The sequence below is a fragment of the Vulcaniibacterium tengchongense genome, assembly GCF_003814555.1.
Lineage (GTDB): Bacteria > Pseudomonadota > Gammaproteobacteria > Xanthomonadales > Xanthomonadaceae > Vulcaniibacterium > Vulcaniibacterium tengchongense.
Window position 1 is genome coordinate 1,342,542 of sequence record NZ_RKQN01000001.1, and the last position, 22,421, is coordinate 1,364,962.

General features: G+C 72.4%; 19 protein-coding genes. 7 read left to right on the forward strand and 12 right to left on the reverse strand.

Annotated elements, in window-relative coordinates:
* Nucleotides 1–96: 96 nt before the first annotated feature.
* Complete coding sequence (locus tag EDC50_RS06075; RefSeq protein ID WP_123769522.1) at nucleotides 97–4,152, reverse strand: putative Ig domain-containing protein; 4,056 nt, start codon at nucleotides 4,150–4,152, stop codon at nucleotides 97–99.
* Between the two features lie 401 nt (nucleotides 4,153–4,553).
* On the opposite strand from EDC50_RS06075, the gene EDC50_RS06080 reads away from it, so the two are divergent.
* The 4 genes from EDC50_RS06080 to EDC50_RS06095 are packed head-to-tail and all read left to right on the forward strand — an operon-like array spanning nucleotide 4,554 to nucleotide 6,783.
* Nucleotides 4,554–5,084: a phage tail protein gene (locus EDC50_RS06080; protein WP_123769523.1), complete on the forward strand. Its 531-nt coding sequence runs from the start codon at nucleotides 4,554–4,556 to the stop codon at nucleotides 5,082–5,084.
* A gap of 33 nt (nucleotides 5,085–5,117) precedes the next feature.
* Nucleotides 5,118–5,648, forward strand: coding sequence for a phage tail protein (locus tag EDC50_RS06085; RefSeq protein WP_123769524.1), 531 nt, complete (start codon nucleotides 5,118–5,120; stop codon nucleotides 5,646–5,648).
* Between the two features lie 36 nt (nucleotides 5,649–5,684).
* The gene (locus EDC50_RS06090; RefSeq protein ID WP_123769525.1) at nucleotides 5,685–6,218 is read left to right on the forward strand and encodes a phage tail protein; all 534 of its coding nucleotides are present in this window, start codon (nucleotides 5,685–5,687) and stop codon (nucleotides 6,216–6,218) included.
* A gap of 16 nt (nucleotides 6,219–6,234) precedes the next feature.
* Nucleotides 6,235–6,783: a GNAT family N-acetyltransferase gene (locus EDC50_RS06095; protein ID WP_123769526.1), complete on the forward strand. Its 549-nt coding sequence runs from the start codon at nucleotides 6,235–6,237 to the stop codon at nucleotides 6,781–6,783.
* A 64-nt stretch (nucleotides 6,784–6,847) separates the two neighbouring features.
* On the opposite strand, the gene EDC50_RS06100 is transcribed toward EDC50_RS06095, so the two are convergent.
* The 11 genes from EDC50_RS06100 to EDC50_RS06150 all read right to left on the reverse strand — a co-directional run bounded on the left by EDC50_RS06100 (nucleotide 6,848) and on the right by EDC50_RS06150 (nucleotide 18,723).
* Entirely contained in the window at nucleotides 6,848–7,138 is a 291-nt protein-coding gene (locus EDC50_RS06100) for a DUF6916 family protein (protein WP_123769527.1), read from the reverse strand.
* A 408-nt stretch (nucleotides 7,139–7,546) separates the two neighbouring features.
* Nucleotides 7,547–8,836: a glutamate-5-semialdehyde dehydrogenase gene (locus EDC50_RS06105; RefSeq protein WP_123769528.1), complete on the reverse strand. Its 1,290-nt coding sequence runs from the start codon at nucleotides 8,834–8,836 to the stop codon at nucleotides 7,547–7,549.
* Nucleotides 8,833–9,978, reverse strand: coding sequence for a glutamate 5-kinase (gene proB / locus EDC50_RS06110; RefSeq protein ID WP_123769529.1), 1,146 nt, complete (start codon nucleotides 9,976–9,978; stop codon nucleotides 8,833–8,835). Before proB ends, EDC50_RS06105 begins: the two co-directional genes overlap by 4 nt.
* Nucleotides 9,979–10,090: 112 nt before the next feature.
* The gene (argH, locus tag EDC50_RS06115; RefSeq protein WP_123769530.1) at nucleotides 10,091–11,386 is read right to left on the reverse strand and encodes an argininosuccinate lyase; all 1,296 of its coding nucleotides are present in this window, start codon (nucleotides 11,384–11,386) and stop codon (nucleotides 10,091–10,093) included.
* Nucleotides 11,387–11,481: 95 nt separating this feature from the next.
* Entirely contained in the window at nucleotides 11,482–12,426 is a 945-nt protein-coding gene (gene argC / locus EDC50_RS06120) for an N-acetyl-gamma-glutamyl-phosphate reductase (protein ID WP_425477882.1), read from the reverse strand.
* Nucleotides 12,419–13,048 carry a GNAT family N-acetyltransferase gene (locus tag EDC50_RS06125; protein ID WP_123769532.1) on the reverse strand — a complete coding sequence of 210 codons (630 nt, stop codon included), beginning with the start codon at nucleotides 13,046–13,048 and terminating at the stop codon, nucleotides 12,419–12,421. The genes argC and EDC50_RS06125 overlap by 8 nt, the downstream gene beginning before the upstream one ends.
* A 28-nt stretch (nucleotides 13,049–13,076) precedes the next feature.
* A complete protein-coding gene (locus tag EDC50_RS06130; RefSeq protein ID WP_123769533.1) occupies nucleotides 13,077–14,399 on the reverse strand; it encodes an acetylglutamate kinase in 1,323 nt (440 codons plus the stop codon).
* A 47-nt stretch (nucleotides 14,400–14,446) separates the two neighbouring features.
* Nucleotides 14,447–15,535 (reverse strand): acetylornithine deacetylase, encoded by a 1,089-nt coding sequence (locus EDC50_RS06135; RefSeq protein ID WP_123769534.1) that lies wholly within the window; start codon nucleotides 15,533–15,535, stop codon nucleotides 14,447–14,449.
* A 99-nt stretch (nucleotides 15,536–15,634) separates the two neighbouring features.
* Nucleotides 15,635–16,825 carry an argininosuccinate synthase gene (locus EDC50_RS06140; RefSeq protein WP_123769535.1) on the reverse strand — a complete coding sequence of 397 codons (1,191 nt, stop codon included), beginning with the start codon at nucleotides 16,823–16,825 and terminating at the stop codon, nucleotides 15,635–15,637.
* Nucleotides 16,826–16,963: 138 nt separating this feature from the next.
* Nucleotides 16,964–17,974: an N-acetylornithine carbamoyltransferase gene (locus EDC50_RS06145; RefSeq protein WP_123769536.1), complete on the reverse strand. Its 1,011-nt coding sequence runs from the start codon at nucleotides 17,972–17,974 to the stop codon at nucleotides 16,964–16,966.
* 266 nt (nucleotides 17,975–18,240) lie between these two features.
* Nucleotides 18,241–18,723: a hypothetical protein gene (locus EDC50_RS06150; protein WP_123769537.1), complete on the reverse strand. Its 483-nt coding sequence runs from the start codon at nucleotides 18,721–18,723 to the stop codon at nucleotides 18,241–18,243.
* Between the two features lie 186 nt (nucleotides 18,724–18,909).
* Here EDC50_RS06150 and cysS point away from each other — a divergent pair, with 186 nt between their 5' ends.
* The 3 genes from cysS (at nucleotide 18,910) to EDC50_RS06165 (ending at nucleotide 22,406) form a co-directional block, all read left to right on the forward strand.
* Nucleotides 18,910–20,274, forward strand: coding sequence for a cysteine--tRNA ligase (cysS, locus tag EDC50_RS06155; protein ID WP_123769538.1), 1,365 nt, complete (start codon nucleotides 18,910–18,912; stop codon nucleotides 20,272–20,274).
* 172 nt (nucleotides 20,275–20,446) lie between these two features.
* Nucleotides 20,447–20,899, forward strand: coding sequence for a SufE family protein (locus EDC50_RS06160; RefSeq protein ID WP_242002950.1), 453 nt, complete (start codon nucleotides 20,447–20,449; stop codon nucleotides 20,897–20,899).
* A 247-nt stretch (nucleotides 20,900–21,146) separates the two neighbouring features.
* Entirely contained in the window at nucleotides 21,147–22,406 is a 1,260-nt protein-coding gene (locus EDC50_RS06165) for an MFS transporter (RefSeq protein WP_123769540.1), read from the forward strand.
* The last annotated feature ends 15 nt before the right edge of the window (nucleotides 22,407–22,421 follow it).

Here is a 22,421-nt window from a genome sequence, read left to right on the forward strand (position 1 = left end):
CCGCCCCCGCGCCCGGCTCGCCGCCGCCGACGGCGCCCCGGAACTTCCGTCGCCCGTTGCGACGGCCGCGCGCAGTCCCGCGCGCGGCCGCGAACCTCAGAACTCCTTCTCGACGTTCAGCAGGATCGCGTGCTCCGACTGCCGGTCGGCGTCGACCAGGCCGCGGTACTCGGCGCGCAGCGTCCAGTCGCGCTCGGCCTGCAGCATCAGGCCGGCGCCGAAGACGAAGCGGTTGCGCTCCTGCCCCGGCACCTGCACGCGGTAGAACGGCCCCGACAGCAGGTCGGCGTAGTTCAACGTCACCGCGCCGTTGTCGTCGAAGTCGTGCTGGTACTCCAGCCGCAGCAGCGGCGACAGCAGCCCGCCGCCGACGCGGTGGTGGAACTCCAGCCGCAGGCCGAGGTTGCCGGTGGCGACGTCGATCTTCTGCTCGCCGTAATGCAGCGCGTGGATCGGGTCGCCGCGCTCGGTGAACGCATCGAGGGTGGCGCGGGCGCGGTCGAAGCGCAGGTACGGCGCCACCGTCTTGCGCTCGTCGCGGTGCTCGTAGCTGGCCGCCAGCGAGGCGAACCACTGCGAGCCGTCTCGCTCGCCATAGACGCGCGCGCCGTTGGCATCGACGTGGCGGCGCGAGTCGAACGACAGCCACTGGTAGCCAAGCAGGCCGTCGAGGAAGAACGCCTCGCCGGCGCGGTGGCTGGCGTACAGCGCCAGGCTGCTGGCGCGCGCCTTGCTGCGCGCGCCGCGTTCGCCCACGTCGGTGCTGTCGCGACCGTAGCCGACGCCGACGCCGGCGACGAAGCCCGGGGCGAAGCGGCGGTCGACGCCGAGGGTGACGCCGCTGGTCTCGAAGTCGAGCGCGTCGCTGCCGCCGCGGCGCGCGTCGAGGTCGCCGGAGCGGACGCTGCCCGCGATCCAGGCGCCGAACGCGCCGCCGCCGCTGGCGGCGGGCGCGGCCTGCGGTGCGACCGCCGCGTCCTCGTCGTCCCGGCGCTGGGCGCAAGCCTGCGCCGGCGACGACGGCCGGCCCTGCGGGCACGGCGTGCCGAACGAGAACGTCAGCCGGTTGTCGAAGCCGCCGCCGTCGCCGCGATGCAGGCGTTCCATCCGCGACTGCAGGTTGCCGATCTGGCCGGCGGCGAGGCGCTTGGCCGCCTCGCTCTGCGCCGCCAGCAGGCCCTGCACGTCGGGATCGTCGGACGGATCGCCGCGGTCGGCGACCTGCACGGCAACCGCCGCCGGCGCCGAGGTCGCATAGGCGTTGCTGAGCGTGTAGCGGACCTCGGCCGCGCCGACGAAGCCCGCGGCCGGGGCGAACGCCAGCCGGAAGCCCTGGCCGGCGCCGCTGCCGGTGGACTGGATCGTCGCGCTGCCGGCGTTCGCCGGCGTCAGCGACACCACCGCCGCCGCGGTGAACGGTCCGCCGCTGGCGCCGGTGGTCAGGTCGACGGCGACCGGCACGCCCATCGTCGTACTGAGCTGGTGGGCGACCGCGACCGGCCGCGGCTGCACCGCGATCGTCGACACGATCGGCGCCGACGGGCCGAAGCCGTTGTTCAACGTGTACCGCACGGTGACCGAACCGGACGCGGTCGCCGGCGGCAGGTAGGTGATCGTGGTGCCCGATACCTGCAGCGTACCCTCGGCCGGCGCGGCGAGGATGCCGAGGCCGGTGAACGGGCCGCTGCTGGCGCCGCTGGCGGCGTCGAACGACACCGCCTGCCCCGCTACCGTGGTCACGCTCTGCGCCGCGCCGACCGGCACCGGCAAGGGAGCGACGGTCACCGTCACCGTCGCGACGTTCGAGGTGCCGCCCGGGCCGCTGGCGGTATAGGTGAAGGAATCGCTGCCGGCATAGCCGGCGGCGGCGGTGTAGACGAACGCCAGCCCGCTCGGCGCGACGCTGCCGTGGCCCGGCGCCGCGACCAGCGTCACCGCGCCGATGTCGCCGGTATCGTTGCCGACCACCTCGACGGTGACCGACTGCCCGGCGTAGACGCTGGCGCCGTCGTCGGCGGCGACCGGCACGGCGGCCCGCACCACCAGCGCATAGTTCCGGGTCGCTTCGGAGCCGAAGCCATCCTGCGCGCGCACGGTGAAGCCGTAGCTGCCGGGCAACGTCGGCGTGCCGGCGAGCGCGCCGGTACCGCTCAGGCTGAGCCCGGCCGGCAACGTGCCCGACACCAGCGAGAAGCTGTACGGCCCGCTGCCGCCGCTGGCGCTGAACGTCTGGCCGTAGGCGATGCCGGCCGTAGCGTCCGGCAGCGTCGCCGGCGACAGCACGATCGTGGCGGCGGCGACCGTCAGCGCATAGGCGCGATCGCCGCTGAAGCCGTTGGCGTCGGTGGCGCGGACGGTGAAGTTGTAGCGGCCGGCCGCCGCCGGCATGCCCGAGAGCGCGCCGGCGCTGCTCAGCGACATCCCGACCGGCAGGCCGCCGGACACCAGCGAGAACGTGTACGGCGCAGTCCCGCCGCTGCCGGTGAAAGTCTGGCTGTAGGCCACGCCCAAGGTCCCGTTCGGCAGCGAGGCCGGCGACACCGCGACGATTGGCGCGACCACCGTCAGCGAGTAGGCGCGGTCGCCGGTCGAGCCGTTGGCGTCGGTGGCGCGGACGGTGAAGTTGTAGGCCCCGGCCACGCTGGGCGTGCCCGAGAGCGCGCCGGCGCTGCTCAGCGACATCCCCACCGGCAGCCCGCCGGAGACCAGCGAGAACGAGTACGACCCGCTGCCGCCGCTGGCACTGAAGGCTTGGCCGTAGGCGATGCCGGCCGTAGCGTCCGGCAGCGTCGCCGGCGACAGCACGATCGTGGCGGCGGCGACCGTCAGCGCATAGGCGCGATCGCCGCTGAAGCCGTTGGCGTCGGTGGCGCGGACGGTGAAGTTGTAGCGGCCGGCCGCCGCCGGCGTGCCCGAGAGCGCGCCGGCGCTGCTCAGCGACATCCCCACCGGCAGCCCGCCGGAGACCAGCGAGAACGAGTACGGCCCGCTGCCGCCGCTGGCGCTGAAGGCCTGGCTGTAGGCCACGCCGGCGGTACCGTCGGGCAGCGCCGACGGCGACAGCGCGATCGTCGGTGCCGCGATGGCGACCGCGTAGGCCTGCTCGGCGAAGGCGCCGCTGCCACTGTCGGTGGCGCGCACGGTGAAGTGGTAGGCGCCGACCGCGGTGGGCGTGCCCGACAGCGTGCCGCCGGAACTCAGCGACAGACCGGCCGGCAGAGTCCCGGAGGCCAGCGAGAAGGCATAGCTGCCGGTGCCGCCGCTGGCGGTCAGGCTCTGGCTGTACGGAACGTACGCCACGCCGCCGGGCAGCGTCGTCGGCGTGATCGCGATGGCGTTGACGACGAGGGTGACGTCGCGGGCGATGAAGTGGTCGCCGCCGGTCGAGATCGTCGTCGCGTCGTCCATCCGCACCCGGAAGGTGTAGGTGCCCGCGGTGGTCGGCGTGCCGGCCAGGCGGTCGTCGGCGGTGATGCTCAGTCCCGGCGGCAGGCTGCCGGAGTCGAGCGAGAACGTGTAGTCCTCGGTGCCTCCGGAGCCGACGAAGGTGTGGCTGTAGGTTGCGCCGACGTAACCCGCCGCCAGGCCGGTGTTGTTGAAGGACAGCTGCGGCGGCTGCACGTCGACCGTGTAGGTTTTGGTGGCGGTCTCCGGCGTCGCCGAGGAGTCGGTGACGGCAACGGTGATCGTGTGGATGCCCGAAGCGGTCGGCGTGCCGGTTATCTGCCCGCCGGCGCTCAGGCTCAGCCCGGCGGGATTGCCGCTCCAGCTGTAGCTGTACGGCCCGGCGCCGCCGCTGGCGGTCAGGGTCTGGCCGTAGGCCACGCCGGCGCGCGGCGCCGGCAGGGTCGCCGGCGACACGGTGATCGCCGAGGTCGGCGGCTGCACGGTGATGTTGAACGTGACGGTGGCGCCGTCGTCGGAGTTGACCGCCTGGAAGGTGTCGGAGGTCGCGCCGTCGCCGTTGTTGGTGTAGACCAGCGTGGCGCCGCTGTAGTGGATCGCGCCGTGGGCGGCGGTGGGCACCGGGAACTCGAAGCCCCAGACCGAGCAGTTGAACGTGGCGCTGCCGCCGGACGCGACCGTCGCCGTCTGCGGCGACGGGCACACGGCCCAGGCGGGGCCGGCGAGGCCGAACGCCACGCACAGCACCGCCAGTCTCCGCCGCCAACGGATCGATCCGAACCCGCGCCCCGCGACCGCCGCGACACCGCGGGCGACCCTGCGGTTGCAAGCGCCGACGGCCTCGACGACGGCCGCACTCACTGCCGATAACTGCATGACGTCCCCCTTTTGCGGCAGGCGACGTCGTGATGCGGCGTCCTGCCCTTCCGGTCCGCTGGCGGACCGTCCCCTTCCGCGCAGGACGGTCCACCCCGTCCACGCGAAATGGCATTCAAGCAAAAAACCGGACAGCGCCGGCGGCCGTTCATCGGAATCGCGCCCGGGCGGCGCGCCCGGTCGGTTGCGCGGGCCGCCGCAAGCGGCTCATAGTGCGCCGGTGCGGCGCGAGCGGCGGCGTACCTGGGGACAACGGACAAGGGGATACGGAGATGACGGAAGTCTTCCTGGGGCAGGTCATGCCCGTGGGCTTCGATTTCGCGCCCAAGAATTTCGCGCTGTGCAACGGGCAGTTGCTGCCGATCAACCAGAACCAGGCGCTGTTCTCGCTGCTGGGCACCCAGTACGGCGGAGACGGCCGCGTTACCTTCGCCCTGCCCGACCTGCAGGGGCGCACGCCGGTGGGCGCCGGCGCCTCGGCCGATCCGTCGTGGAATCCGCCGCCGTACACGATCGGCGCTACCGGCGGCAGCGAGTCGGTCACGCTGCTCGGCCAGCAGATGCCGGCGCACAGCCACCTGTTCCAGGGCTCGACCGCGGCCGGCACCACCCGCCGCCCGACCGACAATCTCTACGGCGGCTCCACCACCCCGATCTACGCCAACAGCGGCGGGCCGCAGGTCGCGCTGGATCCGTCCACGCTGAGCAGCGCCGGCGGCACCCAGCCGCACGAGAATCGCCAACCCTATCGCTGCATCAGCTTCTGCATCGCGCTGCAGGGCATCTTCCCGTCCCGGAACTGAAACGCGCCGCCCGACCACACGGAGGTCCTTCGCATGAGCACTCCCTTCATCGGCGAGATCCGCCTGTTCGGTTTCGGCCGCGTCCCGATCGGCTGGAAGGCCTGCGACGGCAGCGTGCAGCCGATCTCGGACTACCCCACCTTGTTCACGCTGATCGGCACCACCTACGGCGGAGACGGCGAGAGCACGTTCGGCGTGCCCGACCTGCGCGGCCAGATCCCGCTGCACTGGGGCCAGGGCCCCGGCCTGAGCGCTTACACGCCGGGCGAATTCGGCGGCAGCGAGCACATCACGCTGGTCCCCAGCCAGATGCCGGCGCACACCCACGGTTTCCTCGCCACCACCGCCGCCGCCAGCAGCGGGACGCCATCGGCGTCGGTCGAACTGGGCGCCTTGAGCGGCGACACCATGTACGTGACCGACCTGGCCGGCACCACCCCGGCGGCGATGTCGGCCAGTTCGACCAGCGCGACCGGCGGCACCCAGCCGCACGACAACCTGATGCCGACGCTGACGCTGCAGTACTGCATCGCCACCGACGGCATCTTCCCGCAGCACAACTGACGTCCGCGCGACCGCCACGGAACGCAGGGGAACCCCATGACCGAGCCCTTCATCGGCGAAATCCAGATCTTCGGCTTCAACTTCGCGCCGCGCGGCTGGGCGATGTGCAACGGCGCGCAGCTGGCGATACAGCAGAACACCGCGCTGTTCTCGCTGCTCGGCACCACCTACGGCGGCGACGGTCGCACCACGTTCGCCCTGCCCAACCTGACCAACCGCGCCGCCTGCGGCCAGGGCCAGGGGCCGGGCCTGACCGAACGCCCGCTCGGCGCGGCCTTCGGCGAGAACTCGGTGACGCTGAGCACGGCGCAGCTCCCGGCGCACCAGCATGCCGCGACGCTCTACGCGCAGCCCGACAACAGCAAGCGCGCCAGCACACCGGCGGCGGGCAACGCGCTGTCCAATCCCGGCGGCAGTTCGCCGTTCGTCGCGCCCGGGGGAAGCCCCGCGGCCTTCGCCGCCAACGTGGTCCTGCCGTCGGGCGGCGGCCAGCCGCACGAGAACCGCCAGCCCTACCTGGCGATGAACTTCTGCATCGCGCTGCAGGGGGTCTTCCCCAGTTTCGACTGAGCCGCGAGCGGTGCCCATGGCCGGCGCGGCCGCCGCGGACGAAACCATGCAGGCCGCCCTGCGCGAGCGCGGCCTGCGCCTGCGCCCGCAACGCGACGACGACGCGCCGTTCCTGCGCGCGCTCTACGCCGGCACCCGCGAGCACGAACTGGCCGGCCTCGACTGGCCGGAGCCGATGCGCCGCACCTTCCTCGAGCAGCAGTTCGCCGCGCAGGCGCAGCACCATCGCCGGCATTACCCGCGGGCCGAGTTCGCGGTGCTGGAGCGCGACGGCGTCGCGGTCGGCCGCCGCTGTCTCGATCGCGGCCACGCCCTGGGCGGAGGCTCGGGGCCGGATCGGCGCGGCGACTTCCTGTTGATCGACATCAGCCTGCTGCCGGCATGGCGCTACCAGGGCATCGGCACGCTGCTGATCCGCGACGGCCAGCGCCAGGCCGCCGACCTGAACCGCGGCCTGCAGTTGCACGTCTTGCGCAGCAACGAAGGCGCGTACCGGCTCTACCTGCGGCTGGGATTCGCCGTCGTCGCCGACGAAGGCGCCTACCTGCGGATGCGCTGGGCATAGCGCGAGCGCTCGCCCGATTCGCGCCCGCGCAGTCCAGGTCCGGTCACCGGGAGCCGACGCCCGCTCAGTTGAAGACCGCCTGGTAGAGGAAGCCCTCGCGCTCGCGCGCGACCGGCACCAGGAAGATGCCCAGCTCGCCGAGCCTGGGATGGCGCATCCGGTAGATCTGCTGCGGGAACAGGAACGAGGACGGATTGCGGAACAACAGCGAGAACGGCATCCGCATCCCCTGCGCCCCCCGGAGCGGCAGACCACGCGCCTCGACCAGCACGAACGGGATCTCGCCGTCGTTGAGCGCGGCCGAGAACGTCTCGTTCACATGACCGGCGAAATGCTCCAGCGTCAGCAATTCCATCCCCGCGCTTCCCCCAAAGGCGAAAGCCCATGCTCTTCGCCCGGCGACGGCAATGCAAGTGCCTGCGACCACGTACCGGCAGCCGCCCAACGACCACGGAACGCGCCCCCCGCCGACCTCCGGGCTTGTGGCTTTGGCTTCGGCTTTCGACCGCCCACCCACTCCCTAGCCGAAGGGCGGCGCACAAGGACGTGCACCGCTTTCAAACTGGGTCATGGAATGGCGAATCGGAACGCCTGCAAAGTCGTCACCGGCCGCCGGATTGCGCTGTCGAGGAGGCCGTTTCTTTGCTCGCTTTTGACCGGCGGGCATCCAGTCGGGCTTTTGGACCAGCAACACAACGTGACCCGGCCGCTGGCAGGCGGACGGAAGCCTTCTGAAGCCCGATCGCTACAAATCACACCCGGCTCAACGCTTCGCTCCCAGCAGCTCCGGATGCCGCACCTGCCCCTCCCCCCGAACCACGAACCGCTCGATGGTCAGCGACTCGGCGCCCATCGGCCCGTAGGCATGCAGCCGCGTGGTCGAGATGCCAATCTCCGCGCCCAACCCGAGCTGGCCGCCGTCGTTGAAGCGCGAGGATGCATTGACCATCACCGCCGAGCTGCGCGTGCCGCGCACGAAGGCTTCGGCCGCGGCGGGGTCCTCGGTGGCGATCACCTCGGTGTGGTCGGAGCCGTGGCGGGCGATGTGCGCCAGCGCTTCGTCCAGGTCGTCGACCACCCGCACCGCGAGGATCAGGTCGAGGAACTCGGCGGCGTAGTCGGCTTCGCTCGCGGGCTTCACCTCCGCGTCGAGCGCGCGCGTGCGGGCACAGCCGCGCACCTCCACGCCGCGCCCGCGCAGCGCGGCCAGCGCCCGCGGCAGGAACGCGGCGGCGATCCCGCGATGCACCAGCAGCGTCTCCAGTGCGTTGCACACGCCGGGGCGCGAGGCCTTGCCGTCGACCAGCAGGTCCAGCGCCTTGCCCAGGTCGGCGGCGCGGTCGACGTAGAGGTGGCAGACCCCCTTGTAGTGCTTGATCACCGGCACCCGCGCGTGCTCGGCGACGAAGCGGATCAGGCCCTCGCCGCCGCGCGGGATCGCCAGGTCGACCAGGTCGCTGAGCTGCAGCAACTCCAGCACGTGCTCGCGGGCGGGGTCGGCGACCAACGCCACCGCGGCCTCGGGCAGCGCGTGCGCGCGCAGCGCCGCGTGCAGGCAGGCGGCGATCGCCGCGTTGCTGGCGCGCGCTTCCGAGCCTCCGCGCAGCAGCACCGCGTTGCCGGCCTTCAGGCACAACGCGGCGGCGTCGGCGGTCACGTTGGGGCGGGCCTCGTAGATCATCGCGACCAGGCCCAGCGGCACGCGCCGGCGTTCGACGACGAGGCCGTTCGGCCGCGTCTCGCGCCGGGTCGCGCCGGCGAGCGGGTCGGGCTGCGCGGCGACCTCGCGCAGCGCCTGCGCCAGGGCGGCGACGCGGGCGGGATCGAGCAGCAGGCGGTCGAGCAGCGCGGCGCCGAGCCCGGCGGCGCGCGCGCGCGCCAGGTCCTCGGCGTTGGCGGCCAGGATCGCGTCGTGCCCGGCCTCGATACGCGCGGCCATCGTCTCGACCAGCGCGCGCCGGCCGGCGCCGTCGAGCGCGGCGATCGCGGCCGCGGCCTCGCGCGCGCGTTGCGCCAGCGCGCGGACGTAGCCGGAAGGCGGGGCGGCGTTCATGCCATCGGCTCCGTATCGAGCAGGACCAGGTCGTCGCGGTGGACCACCGCCTCGCCGTAGCGGTAGCCGAGCACCGACTCGATGTCCTGGCTGTGCCGGCCGGCGATGCGCCGCACCTCTGCCGCGCCGTACTGGGCCAGGCCGCGCGCGAACGGAACGCCGTCGCGCGCCACTTCGATCACGTCGCCGCGGCGGAACTCGCCCTCGGCCGCGACCACTCCGCCCGGCAGCAGCGAGGCGCCGCGCCGGTGCAGCGCCGCCACGGCGCCCGCATCGACCTGCACGCGCCCGGACGCCGGCGCGTGTCGCAGCCATTGCTTGCGCGCACGCAGGCGGTCGCCCTGCGCGGCGACCAGCGTGCCCTGCAGCCGGCCCTCGGCCAGGGCCTGCACCGCGGCCTCGTCGCGGCCGCAGAACAACGCCGTGGCGACGCCGGCCGCGGCCGCCTTCGCCGCCGCCTCCAACTTGGTGCGCATGCCGCCGATGCCGAGCGCGCCGGCGCCGCCGGCGGCCTCGAGCAGCTCGGGCGTCACCCGCTCGACGTACGCGATCGGCCGCGCGGACGGGTCACGCTGCGGATGGGCGCTGTACAGCCCGCCGATGTCGGTGGCGATCAGCAGCAGCTCGGCGTCGACCAGCGAGGCGACGGCGGCGGCCAGGTTGTCGTTGTCGCCCAGCTTGAGTTCGTCGACCGCGACGGTGTCGTTCTCGTTCACCACCGGCAGCGCCCCCAGCCGCAGCAGTTCGCGCAGGGTGGCGCGGGCGTTGAGGTAGCGGCGGCGGTTGCGCAGGTCGTCGTGCGAGAGCAGCACCTGCGCCACCGGCGCCGCCGACAGCTGCTGCCAGAAGCCGATCAGCGAGGCCTGCCCCAACGCGGCCAGTGCCTGCCGCTGCAGCAACCCGCCCTCGCCCGCGGCGATGCGGCCGCGGCCGGCGGCGACCGCGCCGGACGACACCAGCACCACCTCGCGCCCCTGCGCCCGCGCCGCGTCGATGAATCCCGCCAGCGGCGCGGCGTGGCGTGGGTCGAGGCCGGCACCGGCCGGCCGGTCGGCGAACCCCGCGAGCAGGCTGCTGCCGACCTTCAGCACCGCGCGGCGCCAGTTCGGCAGGGCCTGGGGATGGAAGTCGGAGGCGCTCATGGCTGCTTCGCAGGTCGGGCCGCGGCGCGTCCGTCGACATGCACGCCGGCGACCGCATCGACGCGATTGTGGGCGGCGGGCGGGCGCGTGCACATGACGAAACCTCATTCCCTCATGCCGCGGCCAGCGCCTCGAGCCGCCGCCGCAACTCGTCCAGGCGCAGGTCGGCGGCGGCGCCGGGCGACACCCGCGCGGCCAGGCTCGCGGCGGGATCGCCCTGCGCCCAGCGCGCCGGATCGGCGGCCTGGCGATAGGCCTCGCGGAACGGCAAACCCTGCCGCGCCAGATCGACCGCCAGGTCGGTCGCGTACATCGACGGGTCGAGCGCGGCGCGCATCGCCTCCGGCTTCCACTCCAGGTTGCGCAACAGATCGGGCAGCAGTTCCAGCGCGCCCAAACCGCGGCCGAAGGCGTGGAAGATCGCGCCCTTGGAGAACTGCAGATCGCGGTGGTAGCCCGACGGCAGCGACAGCAACTGCTCGATCTCGGTGCGCGCGGCCGCCGCCGACGCGTACGTGCCGCGCATCAGCTCGATCACGTCCGGGTTGCGCTTGTTCGGCATGATCGAGCTGCCGGTGGTGTACTGCGCCGGCAGCGCCACGAAGCCGTACTCGGCGCTGGTGAACAGGCTGAGGTCCCAGGCCAGGCGGCGCAGGTCGAGCAGCGCCGAGCCCAGTGCCTCGATCGCCGCCATCTCGAACTTGCCGCGCGACAGCTGCGCGTAGGCCGCGGCCACCTGCAGCCGGCCGAAGCCGAGCGCCGCCGCGGTGTGGTCGCGGTCCAGCGGCAGGTTGACGCCGTAGCCGGCGGCGCTGCCGAGCGGGTTGGCGTCCACCCAAGCCAGCGTCTGCGCGGCGCGCTGGGCGTCGTCGATGAAACCCTCGGCCCAGGCCGCCCACCACATGCCCAGCGAGGACACCACCGCGCGCTGCAGGTGGGTGTAGCCCGGCAACGGCAGGTCGCGTTCGGCCTGCGCGCGCGCCAGCGCCACCTGCGCGCTCTCGCGGCACAGCGCGGCCAGGCGCGCCAGCCGGTCCTTCAGCCACAGCCGGGTGGCGACCAGGATCTGGTCGTTGCGGCTGCGGCCGGTGTGGATCTTCTTGCCGGCGTCGCCGAGGCGCTCGACCAGCCGCGCCTCGATCGCCGAATGGCCGTCCTCGTAGCGCTCGTCGAGCACGAAGCGGCCGGCGCGGAAATCCTCGGCCAGCGCCTCCAGCTCGCGTTCCAGCCCGAGCAGTTCCCCGGCGTCGAGGATGCCGATGCGCCGCAGCCCCTGCGCGTGCGCGCGGCTGGCCTGGATGTCGAACAGGAAGAACTCGCGGTCGAGGATCACGTCCTCGCCGGCGAGGAACCGCTGGATCCGCGCGTCGACCTGGACGCCGGGCTTCTGCCACAACAGTTCGGACATGGGGACCTCCGGGGAAATCGATTCGCCATTCCCGCGGAAGCGGGAATCCGATGCCCGTGCGAAGGCATCGGTTCCCGCTCCGGCGGGCGACGGCGTCACAGCGGGATACCCGTCGTCTCGGGGAACCCGAACGCCAGGTTGAGATTCTGCAGCGCCTGGGTCGCCGCGCCCTTGAGCAGGTTGTCCTCGGTGGCGACCGCGACCAGGCGGCGGCCGTCCGGCGACAGGGTAAAGCCGCCCAGCTCGACCTCGTGGCGCCCGGCGATGCGGCTGACCCACGGCGCCTCGTCGACCACCCGCACCAGCGGTTCGCCGGCGTAACGGGCGCGGTAGCGCGCGACGACCTCCTCGCGCGCGAACGCCCGCGCCAGCGGCAGGTTGGCGGTAATGGTGAGGCCGCGGAAATGCGGCGCCACGTGCGGCAGGAACTGCACCTCGTGGCCGAGCTGGCGCGTCGCCTCGCGCTCGTGCACGTGGTTGGTCAGCGAGTACGGCATCAGGTTGTCGCGCAGCTTGTCGGGGTCGTTCTTGTCCGACGGCGTGGTGCCGGCGCCGGAGTAGCCGGACACGCCGAAGCACTGCACCGGCCCGGCCAGCGCGTCCAGCATCGGCGCCACCGCCAGCTGCATCGCGGTGGCGTAGCAGCCGGGATTGCTGATCCTGCGTTGGCCCGCGTACTTCCCGCGGGTGAGCTCCGGCAGGCCGTAGTACCAGCCGTCGTCGAAGCGGTAGTCGGCCGACAGATCGACGACCACGGTTCGCGGCGCCTGCGCCTCCGCGGCGGCGACGAACGGCGCGGCCTTGCCGTTCGGCAGCGCCAGCACCAGCGCGTCCACGCCCTGCCCGGCGGCGGCTTCGGGTCCGTGCGCGACGTAGCGCAGTTCGCCGGCGTAGCCCGGTTCGTGCGCGGCCAGCGGCTGCCCCTCGCGTTCGCGCGAGGACACGAACGCCAGTTCGAACTGCGGATGGGCGGCGAGCAGCCGGATCAGTTCCGAGCCGACGTAGCCCCGCGCGCCGACGATGCCTACAGTCCTAGCCACGGGTCGCATCTCCCTTGGAATCGTGCTGTTGCAGCTTGTGGATCAGGTTGCGCTTCGCCGCCGGCCACTCGCTGTCGAGGATCGAGAACGCGACCGTGTCGCGGACGCTGCCGTCGGCGTGGCGGCGATGGCTGCGCAGCACGCCGTCCTGCTTGGCGCCGAGGCGGGCGATCGCCGCGCGCGAGGCTTGGTTGAACCAGCTGGTCTCGAAGCCGACGCAGATGCAGCCCAGCGCTTCGAACGCGTGCGTGAGCAGCAGCAGCTTGGCCTCGGTGTTGAGGCCGGTGCGCTGCACCCGCGGCGCGTACCAGGTGTAGCCGATCTGCAGGCGCGGCACCGCCGGGTCGAGGTCGTAGTAACGGGTGCTGCCGACGATCGCGCCGGCGGCGTCGCGGACCGCGAACGCCAGCGCCTTGCCCTCGGCCTGCATCTTCAGCGCCGCGGCGACGTAGTCGGCGGCCTGCTCCGGCGCCGGCACGTTCGCGTACCACAGCCGCGACAACTCGCCGTCGCCGAGCGCCGCGCGCAGGCCCTCGGCGTGCCCGGGCCGCAACGGCTCGAGCGCGACGTGGCGGCCGCGCAGCGTCGGTGCAGTGCTCCAGGCTGTCTTGCCGTCGCTCATTTCCGGTCTCCGTGCCCTCGCAGGGCGCTCAATCCTTCAGCGTCGCGGTCCGCTCCGCGCAGTGCGCCACGCAGCGGGCGATCGCGTCGAAACCGTCCATGCCGTACCAGAACACCTTCCACTTCTCCTGCTTGAGGCAGCCGTCGGATTCGGCGTAGTAGAACGGGTTGACCGGGTTGCCGTGGCGCGAGCGCCAGAACAGCGCCGGGTTCTGCTCGCGCATCACCTGCCAGACCGCGCGGCCCAGGCCCTCGCCCTGCGCCTCGTCGAGCACCGCGAACTTGTCGAGGTAGATGCCGGCGTCCTCGGCGGTGAGGATCACCGCGACCCGGTAGTTCTCGCTGACGTAGGCGCGGTGCAGGCGGGTGCGCTCGAAGTAGTCCGGCAGCAGGCGGCGGCCGAACGCGGACTCGATCAGCCCGCGCAGCCGCTCCAGGTCCAGCTCGTCCCAGCGCGACACCTGCAGCACCCGCTCGCCGCGCCGCACCAGCGTGCCCGAGCCCTTGTGGGTGAACAGCTCCTTGGCCAGCTCCGACGGCTTGGTGATCGACACCGAGGACGTCAGCGGCAGCTTGTCCAGCAGGTCCTTGATCTGCTCGATCTTCACCCGCATGCCGCCGTTGATCCACGGCTGCGCCATCAGATGCTCGTACTCGGTCGACAGGTTGATCGAGTCGATCACCCGGCCCTGGTCGTCGAGCAGGCCGCCGGTGCCGGTCAGGAACACGATCTTGTACGGCTGCAGCACCTGCACCAGCTCGTTGGCGGCGAAGTCGGCGTTGACGTTGAGGATCTGCCCGCCGGCGGTCTCGCCGAGGCTGGCGATCACCGGGATCGAACCGGCGCGCAGGCTGGCCTCGATCGGCGCCAGGTCGACCTTCTTCACCTCGCCGACCAGGCCGTAGGTGTCGCGGTCGAGGTAGTCGGCCTCGAACACGCCCGAGACGATCGAGGTCGCGCGCGCGTCGAACGCCTGCAGCGCCTCCACCAGCTTGAGGTTCTGCGCGTGGAACACCCGGCGCACGATCGCCAGCGCCTCCGGCGAGGTCACCCGCAGGCCGTCGACGGTCTTCTTGACGATGCCGGCGGCCGACAGCTCCTCGTCCAGCTGCGGGCCGGCGCCGTGGATCACGATCGGGGTCAGGCCGACGTCCTGCAGGAACGCCAGCGACGAGGTCAGCGCCTCCAGGTCGTCGCGCAGCACCGCGCCGCCGACCTTGACCACCGCGAAGCGCTTGGCGTCGAGCTGGGAGAAGCGTTTGAGGTACTGCGAGATCTCCTTCGCGCTGGCCATGCTCGAGAGCAGGCGCACGATGGTCTGGCGGGTCTGGATGTCGCGGGCGTCGTTCATTCTTGTAGCGTCTTCGGTGCGGGTGCCGGGCGGGCTTCGGGTCGGCGCTATGGTCGGCCGAGGATGCGGACGATGGACTCGGTGTATTGCTGCAACTGCTGCAGCGACACCCACTCGTCGGCGGTGTGCGCCTGGGCGATGTCGCCCGGGCCGTAGACCAGCGCGGTCAGGCCGGCCGCCGAGAACAGCGAGGCCTCGGTCCAGAAGTCGACCGCGTTGCCGATCGGCAGGCCCAGGGCATCGGCGAGGTCGCGGGCTTCGAGCCGGCGCTGCTCGGCGTCGGCGACGTCGCCGGCCGGCAGCGAGGGGCCGCGGAAGGTCTCCTCGTAGCGCTCGATCGCGCCCGGCTCGGCCAGGGTGCCGAGGCGCTCGTGCAGCGCGTCGATCGACATCGACGGCAGCGGGCGGAAGCCGAAACGCACCTCCGCGCTGGGCGCGATCATGTTCGCCTTGATGCCACCCTCGACCCGGCCGACGTTGAAGCGCAGCCCGGTCAGCCCGCCGAAGCGCTGGTGCGCCTGGCTTTCGACGAAGTCGAGCGCGCGCGCGCCCCAGCGCATCGCCTGGTGCAGCGCGCTGGCCTGCATCGCGTCGACGCCGGAGGCATGGCCGGCGGCACCGCGGAAGCGCAGCAGCACCGAGCTGATGCCGCGGTGGGCCAGCACCGCCTCGCAACGGGTCGGCTCGGCGACGATCGCCTCCTGGAACCCGTGCGAAGCGGCGAGGAAGCCGGCGATGCAGCGCGCGTCGTTGGCTTCCTCGTCGGTGGAGAACAGGAATGCGGCGTCGCCTTCGGTCGCGGCGGCGGCGGCCAGCAGGCCGGCCGCGGCGCCCTTGATGTCGCAGGCGCCCAGGCCGATCGCGCGGTCGCCGTCCACGCGCAGCCGCAGCGGATCGGCGCTCCACGCCTCCGACGCGGGCACCGTGTCCAGGTGCACGTTGAACAGCCGGCGCGGATGGCCGCGCACGGCCAGCATCGACACCGCGCCGTCGCCGTGGTCGGTCAGTTCGATGCGGAACCCGGGCAGCTGCGCGCGCAGGTAGTCGAAGATGCCGCCGGTGCCGATCGCGCGCGGCGGGTTGCGGGTGTCGAAAGACACCAGGGCTTCGAGGTGGCGGAGGACGGTGGGGAGCATGGCGGACCAGAACGGTGGAGAGGAACGGGCAACGAGCGGGGGCGGCCGGGGAACGGGAGGGATTGCCCTACCCGTTCCGCGTTTTTCCCGGCTCGTCCCTCAACGGTTGATTTCCGCCCACAACGTGCTGCTCATGCCGAACAGCTTGATGAAGCCTTCGGCCTCCTCCACGCCCCAATCCGCCGACTGGGCGTAGGTCGCGCCCTTGGCGTTGAGGATGTGCGGCGAGTCGACCGCCACCGCGGTCACCGTGCCGCCGTGGGTCTCCAGCGTGACCTCGCCGTTGACGGTGGCCTGGCTGGAAGCGAGGAAGGCCTCCAGGTCGGTCTTCAGCGGGTCGTGGAAGAAGCCTTCGTAGACCAGCTCGACCCACTTGCGCGCCACCTCCGGCTTGAAGCGGTTCTGCTGCTTGCTCAGCACCGCCTCCTCCAGCGCGCGATGCGCGGTCAGCAGGGCGACCAGGCCCGGCGCTTCGTAGACGATGCGGCCCTTCAGGCCGATGGTGGTGTCGCCGGTGTACATGCCGCGGCCGACGCCGTAGCGCGCGAACAGCTCGTTGAGCCGCGCCAGCAGCCGGTGGCCTTCGACCTTCTCGCCGTCCAGCGCCACCGCCTCGCCGCGCTCGAAGCGCAGCTTCGCCTGCAGCGGCTGCGCGGGCCACTCGTGGCGCGGCTTGCACCAGCCGCGCGCGCCCTCGCCCGGCGCCTGCCACTTGTCGATCTCGCCGCCGGACAGGGTCACGCCCAACAGGTTTTCGTTGATCGTGTAGCTCTTCTGCTTGGCGCGCACGGAGAAGCCGCGCTCTTCCAGGTACCGCTGCTCGTAGGCGCGGGTCTGGGTGTGCTCCTTCTGGATCTCGCGGATCGGCGCCACGATCTGGTAATCGCCCATTGCCTTGACCGCCAGGTCGAAGCGCACCTGGTCGTTGCCCATGCCGGTGCAGCCGTGGGCGATGGCGCGGGTGCCGAGCTCGGCGGCGCGCTGCAGCGCGGCGTCGACGATCAGGTAGCGGTCGGACACCAGCAGCGGGTACTGGCCCTGGTAGCCCTCGCCGGCCCAGACGAACGGCTTGACGAAGCCGCTCCAGATGGCCGGGCCGCCGTCCACGGTGCGGTGCGAGGCCACGCCCAGTTCGGCGGCGCGCGCTTCGATGTAGGCGCGCTCCTCGGCATCGACGCCGCCGGTGTCGGCGAACACGGTGTGCACGGTCCAGCCTCGCTCCTTCAGGTAGGGAATGCAGAAGCTGGTGTCGAGGCCGCCGGAGAAGGCGAGGACGATGTCGTTGCTCATGCGGGGAGTTCTCTGTTCTGGTCCCCTCTCCGCTTGCGGGGAGGGTGGGTGGGGGCGCACGGTTGCGGGGCGGCTTCGGGCGCGGCTGACGCGTCGCCCGAGCCCCTCTGCCGCGAGCGGGAAAAGGGCTTCATCCGGTCACGGCTTCGCCAGCGCGGCCATGATCGCCTTCTGCACGTGCAGCCGGTTCCCGGCCTCGGCGATGGCGATGCACCGCGGCGAATCCATCACCGCGTCGGTGGCCTTGACGTTGCGGCGCAGCGGCAGGCAATGGCTGAAGACGCCGTTGTTGGTCAGCGCCATCTTGGCCTCGTCGACGATGAAGTGCTTGAAGCGGTCGCGGATCGGCTTCTCCGGCGCCCAGTTGCCGAAGTACGGCAACGCGCCCCAGCTCTTGGCGTAGACCACGTCGGCGCCGCGATAGGCGCTCTCGATGTCGTGGCTGATCGCGAACGAGCCGCCGTTCTTGGCGACGTTCTGCTGCGCCCAGCCGATGTAGCGCTCGTCGAGCACGTATTCCGGGGTCGGGCACAGCAGGGTCACGTCCATGCCCATGCGCGTGGCGATGGTCAGCGCCGAGTTCGCCACCGCCGTGTTCAACGGCTTGGGATGGTAGGTCCAGGTGAGCACGTACTTCCTGCCGCGCAGGTCGGTGGTGCCGAAGTGCTCCTGCAGGGCGAGGATGTGCGCCAGCTCCTGGCAGGGATGGGTGATCGTCTCCATGTTGATCACCGGCACCGGCGAGTACCTGGCGAAGCTGTTGAGCACCACGTCCTGGCGGTCGTAGGCCCAGTCGACGAACTTCGGAAAGGCGCGCACGCCGATCAGGTCGACGTAGCGGCCCAGCACCTGCGCGACCTCCTTGATGTGCTCCTCGGCGTCGCCGTCCATCACCGTGCCCAGGTCGAACTCGATCGGCCACGCGTCCTTGCCCGGCTGCAGCACGATGGCGTGGCCGCCCAGCTGGAACGCGCCGAGCTCGAAGCTGGTGCGGGTGCGCATCGACGGGTTGAAGAACACCAGCGCGATCGACCGCCCCTTGAGTTGGTCGCCGAACTTGCTGCGCTTGAACGCCGCGGCCTGGGCGAGCAGCGCGTCGAGGTCGGCGCGCGACCAGTCCTGGGTGTTGAGGAAGTGCTTCGGGGTCATGGTCGTGGCGGTGGTGGAGAGGTGGGAGGGCGGCGCGGAAAACGAAAAAGCCCAGCGCTGGGGCTGGGCTTTTCCTGTGTCACTCGCCTGTACGTGCGAAAAGGCGTGGACCGTCTACCCAGCGGCTCGGCAGGGGAACGGTCGACGCGCGCGCGAGGTCATGCCCGCCGCCATCCAGGCGGAGGTCATCACATCGGCGTCGGCGTAGAGGGCGTTCATCAGGGCGCGAATGCTCGCATGCGCCGGCGGCGGGCGCAAGCGCCGGCTCAACGCGGCCGCGGCGGCGGCGGCACCACCGGCGTCACCGACACCCGGATGCGCAGGCGGTTGCCCGGGTCCTCCGGCAGGCGCGAGCGGTACTTGGCGCCCTTGTAGACGTAGTCCACGTCGTAGGCGATCGGCCGGCGGAACTCGCGCTCGACCGTGACCGGCCGGCAGTCGGCGCCGGCCTGCTCGGCCTGTTCCTTGTCCTTGTCGCGCGAGAACGCGCCCTTGACCGCGCCGACCACCCGCGACAGCTTCGAATCGCCCTCGGCGGCGGGCGGCTCCTCGCACTGCTGCTCCACCGCGGTCGCGCGCAGGGTCTGGTACACCGGCGTGACCCGCAACACCTGGGCGTAGTCGAAGCGCACGTTCTCGGCCTGGATCACCGTGACCGTGCTCTGCGCGGACGCCGGGCCCGCCCACGACAAGGCGGACAGAAGGACGAGTCCGGCCAGGCCGGACGGCAGCGCTACGGGTCGGGTCATCACGCTCGCGCGGTGGATATCGTTCAGAAAGTGTAAGCGCTGGCGCCCGGCGGGGTCTGAATGCCCCCGAAAGGAGCCGAGCGGGCCCTGCGGGCGCCGGTTCGCGCGGCGCCCCGCCTGGGCCAGGCCGCCGCGGCGAGCCGCTAGAATGGCCGGCCGCAACACGCCCGCCCCGCCGGGACCCTCATGAGCCTGCGACTGTTCAACAGCCTGACGCGTCGGGTCGAGCCCTTCGCGCCCCTGGATCCGGCCCGCCCGACCATGTACGTGTGCGGGCCCACGGTCTACAACTACGTCCACATCGGCAACGCGCGCGGGCCGGTGGTGTTCGGCGTGCTCGCCGACCTGCTGCGCCGGCGCCATGGCGGCCTCGCCTACGCCCGCAACATCACCGACGTCGACGACAAGATCAACGCCGCGGCCCGGGAACAGGGCGTGCCGATCGCGGCGATCACCTCGCGCTTCGCCGCCGCCTACCGCGAGGACATGGCCGCGCTGGGGGTGAAGGCGCCGGACATCGAGCCCGAGGCGACCGCGCACATCGGCCCGATCGTGGCGATGATCGAACGGCTGATCGCCGCCGGCCACGCCTACGCCGCCGAGGGCCACGTGCTGTTCGCCGTGTCCAGCTTCCCGGCGTACGGCAAGCTCTCGCGCCGCGACCCGGAGGAACTGCTGGCCGGCGCCCGCGTCGACGTCGCCCCGTACAAGCGCGACCCGGGCGATTTCGTGCTGTGGAAGCCGTCGACCGACGACCTGCCCGGCTGGGACTCGCCCTGGGGCCGCGGCCGCCCGGGCTGGCACATCGAGTGCTCGGCCATGGCCGAGGCGCACCTGGGCGAGACCATCGACATCCACGCCGGCGGCGTCGACCTGCAGTTCCCGCACCACGAGAACGAGATCGCGCAGAGCGAGTGCGCGCACGGCGGCAAGACCTTCGCGCGCTTCTGGCTGCACAACGGCATGCTGACCTTCGGCGGCGCCAAGATGGCCAAGTCGGTCGGCAACATCCAGCGCGTCCACGACCTGGTCCGCGCGCATCCGCCGGAAGCGCTGCGTTACGCGCTGCTCTCGGCCCATTACCGCCAGCCGCTGGACTGGTCGGACGCGCTGATCGAGCAGAGCGTGCGCACGCTCGACCGCCTGTACGGCACGCTGCGCGACCTGGCCGACGTCGCGGCCGAGCCCGCGATCCCCGCTTCGGTCGAGGCGGCGCTCGACGACGACCTCAACACGCCGCAGGCGCTGGCCGAGCTGGCGCGCCTCGCCAGCGAGGCGCGCAAGGCCGGGGCGCCGGCGGAGCGGGCACGCCTGAAGGCCGAACTGCTCGGCGCCGGGCTCGCCCTGGGCCTGCTGCAGCAGGACCCGGCGGCCTGGTTCGCGCGCGGCGCGGACGGCGGCGACGCCCGCATCCAGGCGCTGATCGACGAGCGCGCCGCGGCCAAGAAGGCGCGCGACTTCGCCCGCGCCGACGCGATCCGCGACCAGCTCGCCGCCGAAGGCATCCTGCTCGAGGACACCCCGCAGGGCGTGCGCTGGAAGCGCGCCTGAGCGGCGGTGCGCGCAACCGTGGACGCTTCGGAGCGGCGCTTCGCGGCGCCGCGCGCCGGCGCGGATGCGGATTTCGCCTGCCGTCTCTAGCTCGCAGCGACGGCCCGGCCGCGGGCGTCCGCAAGGCGGCGTTCCGCCGGCGTACGCGTTCGATGGCGTAGAATTTCCGGCCGTGAACGCCGTCGCCGCCCCCGTCAGCCCCTTCCCGCTCGAAGCCAGCGCCGCGCAGGCGCAGGCGGCGATCCGCGACGAGTTCGCCTTCTTCGCCGACTGGTCCGAGCGCTACCAGTACCTGATCGACCTCGGCCGCAAGCTGCCGGAGTTCCCGCCGCAGTGGAAGAGCGAGGAGCACCGCCTGCACGGCTGCCAGTCGATGGTCTGGATCGTCGCCGAGGGCGATGCCCAGCGCCTGGACTTCCACGCGGTCAGCGACTCGGCGATCGTCTCCGGCTTGATCTACCTGGCGCTGCGCGTGTATTCGGGCCGCAGCGCGGCGGAGATCCTCGCCACCGAACCGGACTACATCGCCGACATCGGCCTGGCCAAGCATCTCTCGCCGACCCGCAGCAACGGCCTGGCCGCGCTGCTGGGGTTCATCCGCGACAAGGCCCGCAGCGTGCTGTGAGCGGCGGCCGGCGAACCTTCCCGCCCGCTCGCACCTCCGCAGGCACCGGCGGGCGACGGCTCGCCTCCATGCCGGGCTTCCGGCCGCGGCGTTTCCAGGCAACCGGCGCATGGCGTCGCGCGACGGGCCGTGAGTGCGCCGATGCAGGCTCCTCGGCGGCCGCCAGGCCGCCGCAGCCCGCGCGACGCCATGCCCCGGCGTCCTCCCCGCGACGCGCGATGTCGACGCTCCGCCGCCGCGACCATCGATGAGCGCCGAATCCGCGCCCGCCGCCGACGCCAGCGCGCTGCTGCGCAACCGCGGCTTCGTCGGCCTGCTCGGCTACCGCGTGCTGGCGATGCTGTCGTACCAGATCGTCGCGGTCACCGTCGGCTGGCACGTCTACGAGCTGACCCGGGACGCGCTGGCGCTGGGGCTGATCGGCCTGGCCGAGGTCATCCCCTACTTCTGCTTCGCCCTGTTCGCCGGCTATGCGGTCGACCACCTGCCGCGGCGCAAGCTCGGCCTGTTCGCCTGCCTCGGCCTGTGCGCGACCACGCTGACCCTGGCCGGCGTCGCCGCGGGCGTGCTGCCGGCGGGGTTCGGCGGCTTCGGCACCCTCACCATCTACGCCGCGATCGCGGTCAACGGCGTGGTGCGCGCGTTCCTCGCGCCGGTGTACATGTCGCTGTTCGCGCGCGTGCTCAGGCGCGAGCAGTTCGCCCGCGGCGCGGGCGTGAGCAGCGTGGCGATGCAGACCGGGCTGGTCGCCGGGCCGGCCCTGGGCGGCCTGCTCGTGGCCTGGGGCGGCAAGGGCCTGGCCTACCTGGTCGCGGCGGGCTTCGCCGCCGCCGCGGCGCTGGCGGTGGTCTCGCTGCGCGTCACCGAGCCGCCGCTGCCGAGCGAACGCGCCCCGGTGTTCCGGAGCATCGGCGAGGGCCTGCGTTTCGTGTTCAACACCCAGGTGGTGCTCGGCGCCCAGGCGCTGGACATGTTCTCGGTGCTGTTCGGCGGCGCGGTCGCGCTGCTGCCGGCGTTCATCGGCGAGGTCCTGCACGCCGGGCCGGAGGCGCTCGGCCTGCTGCGCGCCGCGCCCGCCGCGGGCGCGGTGCTGGTCGGCCTGTACCTGGCGCGAAGGCCGCTGCAGCGCCACGCGGGCCGGGTGCTGCTGGTCGCGGTGGCCGGGTTCGGGCTGTGCATCATCGGCTTCGCGCTGTCGCGGCAGCTGTGGCTGTCGGCGCTGATGCTGATGCTGTCGGGCATGTGCGACGGGGTGTCGGTGGTGCTGCGCTCGACCATCCTGCAGCTGGCCACGCCCGATCACATGCGCGGGCGGGTGTCGTCGATCAACGGCATCTTCATCGGTTCCTCGAACGAGCTGGGCGCGTTCGAATCCGGCGTCGCCGCGCGCCTGCTCGGCCTGGTGCCGTCGGTGATCTTCGGCGGCTGCATGACCCTGGCCGTGGTCGGCGTCACCGCGAAACTGGCGCCGAAGCTGCGGCGGCTGGACTTGCGCGACCTGCAATGAGCGGCGAGCCCGCCG